This window comes from Acidovorax sp. KPB24-03 (assembly GCF_057546605.1).
Window position 1 is genome coordinate 1 of record NZ_BAAJYR010000243.1, and the last position, 5,156, is coordinate 5,156.

The following is a 5,156-nucleotide window of genomic DNA, read 5'->3' on the forward strand; positions in this document are numbered from 1 at the left end:
CCGCCCGCCGCCGGCCTGCTGGCGGCCAAGACGCGCTACCGCCAGGCCGATGCGCCCTGCCGCATCGACCCGCAGGCGGACGGCGGCTTCGCGCTGGAATTTCCCGACGCGCAGTGGGCCGTCACCCCGGGCCAGTCCGCCGTGCTGTACGACGGCGAGGTGTGCCTCGGGGGCGGCGTGATCGCGTCGGCCACCACCGTCGCCTGACGGGCCCGCCGCACGCATGGCCCCGCCGCGCATTCCGCCGATCCAGGGCCTGCTGGCGTTCGAGGCGCTGGCGCGGCTGCGCAGCGTGACGCACGCGGCCGAGGAGATGAGCGTGACGCCGAGCGCGGTGAGCCACCGCATCCGCCAGATGGAGACGCTGCTGGCCGTCAAGCTCTTCGCGCGCGGCGATTTCAGCCTGACGCCCGCCGGCGCCGCCTACCTGGAGCGGGTGCGCGAGGCCATCGCCGCGCTGCAGCACGTGCCCGGCACCCTGGGCGTAGGCCAGGCGACGCGCCTGCGCCTGGGCGTGACGCCGACCTTCGCGCGCCAGATGCTGCTGCCGCGCATCGCGCAGTTCCGCCACGCCTACCCGGACATCGAGCTGCAGCTGCAGGTGTCGCTGCCGGTGCACCACATGATGGCCGAGGAGGCCGACGTGGAGGTGCGCTTCGGCACCGGGCACTTTCCCGACCGCGAATCGGTGCAGCTCTTCGCCGACCGGATCACGCCGGTGTGCAGCCCCGAATACCTGGCCGAGACCGGTCCGCTGGACGGCCTGGCGACGGACGAGGCGGCGGCGCGCGTGCGCTTCATCCGCTGCGCGCTGGAGCCCTGGCGCACCTGGTTCAAGGCCGTGGGCATCGCCCAGCCCGAGCCGGTGGTGGGCAGCCAGTTCAACGACCTGGGCATGGCCTGGGACGCGGCGGTGGCCGGCTTCGGCGTGGCGCTGCTGCGCCTGCGCGCGGGCCAGCCCTGGCTGGAGAGCGGCCAGCTCGTGCGCCTGTCGCGCGACAGCCTGCCGTCGCCGCACGACTATTTCCTGTGCTGGAAGGCCGGCGCACTCGAGCGCTGGGAGTGCGCGGCCTTCGTGGACTGGCTGCGCCAGGCGCTGCACGACGGCCCCTGATGGACGCCGGGCGCTCCGGGACAGCGGGGTGCAGCCCCTGCGGGCGCAGCGGCTGACACGGAACTGACACGGTTTGAAAAGCCTTCACGCGGGCCGCGAAGGTTTTTCACGCCGCGCTCTCCGCAAATTTCTACAGTGGGCCGGCGCAGGTCCCGGCAGAGGGCCGCGGCACGGGGCCCCGCGGTCCGCACACCGATAGAACACCGGAGACAAACCCATGACCTGGCAGCAAATCTACGACCCGTTCGGCAACATGATCATTTCCACCGCGCTGGCCGCGATCCCGGTGGTCGTGATGCTCGCCGCGCTGGGCTTCTTTCACATCAAGGCGCACATCGCGGCCGGGCTGGGCCTGGTCGCGGCGCTGCTGGTGGCCATCTTCGCCTACGGCATGCCGGCCGACATGGCCGGGCGCGCAGCGCTGTACGGCGGCTTCACCGGCCTGCTGCCCATCGGCTGGATCGTGCTGAACATCATCTTCCTGCACCAGCTGACCGAGCAGAACGGCAGCTTCAAGGTGCTGCAGGATTCGCTCTCAGGCATCACCGGCGACCGGCGCATCCAGCTGCTGCTGATCGCCTTCAGCTTCGGCGCGTTCTTCGAGGGCGCGGCGGGCTTCGGCACCCCGGTGGCGGTGACGGCGGCCATCCTGATCGGGCTGGGCTTCTCGCCGCTGGCCGCCTCGGGCCTGTCGCTCATCGCCAACACGGCGCCGGTGGCGTTCGGGGCGCTGGGCACGCCGGTCATCACGCTGGCCAAGGTACACGGCTACGACCTGATGGAGGTGACGGCGATGGTGGGGCGGCAGCTGCCGTTCTTCTCGCTGCTGGTGCCGTTCTGGCTGATCTGGGCCTTCGCGGGCCGCAAGGGCATGTGGGAGATCTGGCCCGCCATCCTGGTGACGGCGGTGTCCTTCGCCGTGCCCCAGTACCTGGTGTCCAACTTCATCGGCCCCGAACTGGTGGACATCATCGCCGCCATCGTCTCCATGGCCTCGCTGGTGGCCTTCCTGCGCGTGTGGAAGCCCAAGACGGTGTGGACTTCGGCCTCGCTGCGCGGGCGCGACGTGAGCGCCTCGGAGGCCAAGCCGCCCCAGCCCGTCACCGCGCACAGCCGCGCCGCGCTGGTGGCCGCCTGGACGCCCTGGGTCATCCTGTCGGTGTTCGTGTTCATCTGGGGCCTGCCGTCGGTCAAGGCCTGGCTCAACGGCCTGTTCGCGCCCGCCTTCCCCATGGCCGGCCTGCACAACCTGATCGAGAAGGTGCCGCCCGTGGTGCCCACGCCCACCAAGGAGGGCGCGGTGTACACGCTGAACCTGCTGTCGGCCACCGGCACCGCCATCCTGCTGTCGGCGGTGGTGAGCGCGTTCTTCATGAAATACAACCCGGTCGCCATCGCGCGCACGTTCTTCAAGACGGTGTGGCTGGTGCGCTTTTCGCTGCTGACCATCGTGCTCATGCTGGCCCTGGGCACGCTCACGCGCTATTCGGGCACCGACACCACGCTGGGGCTGGCGTTCGCCAACACGGGCGTGTTCTACCCGTTCTTCGGCACGCTGATGGGCTGGCTGGGCGTAGCGCTCACCGGCTCGGACACGGCCTCGAACGTGCTGTTCGGCGGCATGCAGAAGGTCGCCGCCGAGCAGTTGGGCCTGTCGCCCAACCTCATGGGCGCGGCCAACAGCTCGGGCGGGGTGATGGGCAAGATGATCGATGCGCAGTCGATCGTGGTGGCATCGACGGCCACCCGCTGGTTCAACCACGAGGGCGACATCCTGCGCTACGTGTTCTTCCACTCGATCGCGCTGGCCTGCCTGGTGGGGCTGTACGTGACGCTGCAGGCGTATGTGTGGCCCTTCCACCTGATGGTGGTGCACTGAACGGGCCGTGGAACGGCGGCGGCCTCCACGTCAGGCGCTTGAAGCCTTTTGGGCCGCAACCGCATGTTCCACTAGGGCATACCGCTATATTTTTAATAGCAAAACAGAAAGGGGCGCACGGGCGCCCCTTTTTGTTTTTTGCTGCGTTGCCGCGCCGCGTCAGCCGGTGCGCTTGGCGTCCGGGTCGCTCGGGCCGTTGCGGTCGGAGAGCATCTCGGCCGGTGGCTCCAGGTCGCCGCTGTCGCTGCCCTCGGCCTCCCAGGTGCCGCCGTCGCGGCCGGTCTTGCCGCGGGGGTGGGCCATGTCGGTACCGTCGTCGAAGTTCAGCGGGCCGCCGCTGCGCGGGTCGTCGAAGGCCTGCACCGAGATGTCCTCGATGCCGTCCGAAACGTCCTGCTCGGCTTCCAGGTGGTCGTTGATGTCGTCGCCTTCCGGCATTTCGGCCGTGGGATCGTCGGTGGGGTCGATGGCGGTGTCGGGAACGATGGGGGTGCGCATGGCGGGCTCCTTGGGTCGGTCGGTGGGGACGCGGTCCGTGAAACGGTGCGCCGGATGCCCACAGCTTCGCCCCGTGCCAGCGCCGGGGCAGTGGGCCCGGCACCTGTTACCGGGTAGGAGCGATCCCGCACGGCCCGACAACGCCCGGGCTCAGGCGGCCGGCGGCGTCCCGAACGCGTTCAGCGGAATGCGCAGGTAGGCGATGCCGTTCGCCTCGGGGGGCGGCAGTTGCCCTGCGCGCACGTTGACCTGCAGGGAGGGCAGCAGCAGCGCCGGCGCGCCCAGCGTGGCGTCGCGCGCACGGCGCAGGGCGACGAAATCCGCCTCGGCCACGCCGCCGCCCACGTGGATGTTGTGTTCGCGCTGCGCCTGCACCGTGGTCTCCCATTGCGGCGCGCGCCCGGCCGGAGGGTAGTCGTGGCACACGAACAGGCGCGTGTCGCCCGGCAGCGCCAGCAGCCGCTGGATGGAACGGTAGAGCGTGGCCGCATCGCCCCCGGGAAAGTCCGCCCGCGCCGTGCCCACGTCGGGCATGAAGAGCGTGTCGCCCACGAAGGCCGCGCCGTCCACAAGGTAGGCCATGTCGGCCGGCGTGTGCCCTGGCACCCACAGGGCCGTGACGGGCGTGTCGCCCAGCCGCAGCGTCTCGCCATCGCGCACCAGATGGTCGAACGGGCTGCCGTCCGCCGCGCCGGTCTCGGCGGGAAAGAGCCGGCCGAAGGCGGCCTGCACCGCGCGGATGTGCTCGCCCACCGCGATGCGTCCCCCCGCCTGCGCCTTCAGGTACGGCGCGGCCGACAGGTGGTCGGCATGCACATGGGTCTCCAGGATCCACTGCACCGTGAGCCCCCGCTCGCGCACGCAGGCCAGCACCGCATCGGCCGAGCGGGTGGCGGTGCGGCCCGCGGCGGCATCGAAGTCGAGCACCGGATCGATGATGGCCGCGCACCGCGTCGCCAGATCCCACACGAGGTGGGTCACCGTGCCCGTGGCGGGATCGAAGAACGACTGCAGGGAAGTGGTACGGGGCATGGCGGGCGGCCTTTCAGGCGGTTCAGCGGACAACAATCTTTCCACAGATATTATGTGGTTTGATATATTGAATCCAACGCCGACCTTTCGGTGGCCTTGTGACGGCTTTTGCATCGATCTTCCCATGGACCCCACCCCCATCGACCCCGAGCGCCTGCGCCAGGCGGCCAGCCAGGCCGTCTCGGCCCTGAAGGCCCTGGCCAACGAAGACCGGCTGCTGCTGCTGTGCCAGCTGTCGCAGGGCGAGCAGTGCGTGGGCGACCTGCAGGCACGTCTGGGCATCCAGCAGCCCACGCTGTCGCAGCAGCTCGGCGTGCTGCGCACCCAGGGCGTAGTGGAGACCCGGCGCGAGGGCAAGAACATCCACTACCGCGTGGCCGACGCCGCGCTGCTCGAGATCCTGGCGGTGCTGTACCGCCTGTATTGCCCCAAGGAGTGAACCCCATGGCCATCGACTGGAACGCCTTCACCCCCGGCACCGCGTTGGCGGGCGGCGCGCTCATCGGCCTGGCGGCCGGGGGCTTTTTCCTGCTGGCGGGGCGAATCGCCGGCATCAGCGGCGTGGTGGGCGGCCTGCTGCGGCCCCGGCGCGGTGACCGGGCCTGGCGCGTGGCCTTCGTGGCGGGCCTGGTC

At 70.5% G+C, this 5,156-nt stretch carries 7 protein-coding genes; 5 read left to right on the forward strand and 2 right to left on the reverse strand.

What is annotated here, in order from left to right:
• From AC27KI_RS18230 to AC27KI_RS18240, 3 genes are all read left to right on the forward strand, one after another.
• The coding region (locus AC27KI_RS18230) for an aminomethyltransferase beta-barrel domain-containing protein (protein WP_487115124.1) at positions 1-207 on the forward strand (207 nt) is incomplete at its 5' end.
• A 16-nt stretch (positions 208-223) separates the two neighbouring features.
• Positions 224-1,114 carry a LysR substrate-binding domain-containing protein gene (locus AC27KI_RS18235; protein ID WP_487089331.1) on the forward strand — a complete coding sequence of 297 codons (891 nt, stop codon included), beginning with the start codon at positions 224-226 and terminating at the stop codon, positions 1,112-1,114.
• A 217-nt stretch (positions 1,115-1,331) separates the two neighbouring features.
• On the forward strand, positions 1,332-2,993 hold the full coding sequence (locus AC27KI_RS18240; protein ID WP_487089332.1) for an L-lactate permease: 1,662 nt from the start codon (positions 1,332-1,334) through the stop codon (positions 2,991-2,993).
• 159 nt (positions 2,994-3,152) lie between these two features.
• Here AC27KI_RS18240 and AC27KI_RS18245 read toward each other — a convergent pair whose 3' ends face one another.
• Together AC27KI_RS18245 and AC27KI_RS18250 are read right to left on the reverse strand one after the other, a co-directional pair.
• Positions 3,153-3,491 carry a serine/threonine protein kinase gene (locus AC27KI_RS18245; RefSeq protein ID WP_284397368.1) on the reverse strand — a complete coding sequence of 113 codons (339 nt, stop codon included), beginning with the start codon at positions 3,489-3,491 and terminating at the stop codon, positions 3,153-3,155.
• A gap of 150 nt (positions 3,492-3,641) precedes the next feature.
• Positions 3,642-4,523, reverse strand: coding sequence for an MBL fold metallo-hydrolase (locus AC27KI_RS18250; RefSeq protein ID WP_487089333.1), 882 nt, complete (start codon positions 4,521-4,523; stop codon positions 3,642-3,644).
• Between the two features lie 124 nt (positions 4,524-4,647).
• Between AC27KI_RS18250 and AC27KI_RS18255 the strand changes: the two genes are divergently transcribed.
• Both AC27KI_RS18255 and AC27KI_RS18260 read left to right on the forward strand, forming a co-directional pair.
• A complete protein-coding gene (locus AC27KI_RS18255) occupies positions 4,648-4,962 on the forward strand; it encodes an ArsR/SmtB family transcription factor (protein WP_487089334.1) in 315 nt (104 codons plus the stop codon).
• 5 nt (positions 4,963-4,967) lie between these two features.
• On the forward strand, positions 4,968-5,156 hold a 189-nt coding region (locus AC27KI_RS18260), incomplete at its 3' end, for a YeeE/YedE family protein (protein WP_487115126.1).

What these genes read in the sequence shown, in the direction of transcription:
- AC27KI_RS18235 (WP_487089331.1), top strand. Translation starts at nt 224, where the DNA reads ATGGCCCCGCCGCGCATTCCGCCGATCCAGGGCCTGCTGGCGTTCGAG.
- AC27KI_RS18240 (WP_487089332.1), top strand. Translation starts at nt 1,332, where the DNA reads ATGACCTGGCAGCAAATCTACGACCCGTTCGGCAACATGATCATTTCC.
- AC27KI_RS18255 (WP_487089334.1), top strand. Translation starts at nt 4,648, where the DNA reads ATGGACCCCACCCCCATCGACCCCGAGCGCCTGCGCCAGGCGGCCAGC.
- AC27KI_RS18245 (WP_284397368.1), bottom strand. Translation starts at nt 3,491, where the DNA reads ATGCGCACCCCCATCGTTCCCGACACCGCCATCGACCCCACCGACGAT.
- AC27KI_RS18250 (WP_487089333.1), bottom strand. Translation starts at nt 4,523, where the DNA reads ATGCCCCGTACCACTTCCCTGCAGTCGTTCTTCGATCCCGCCACGGGC.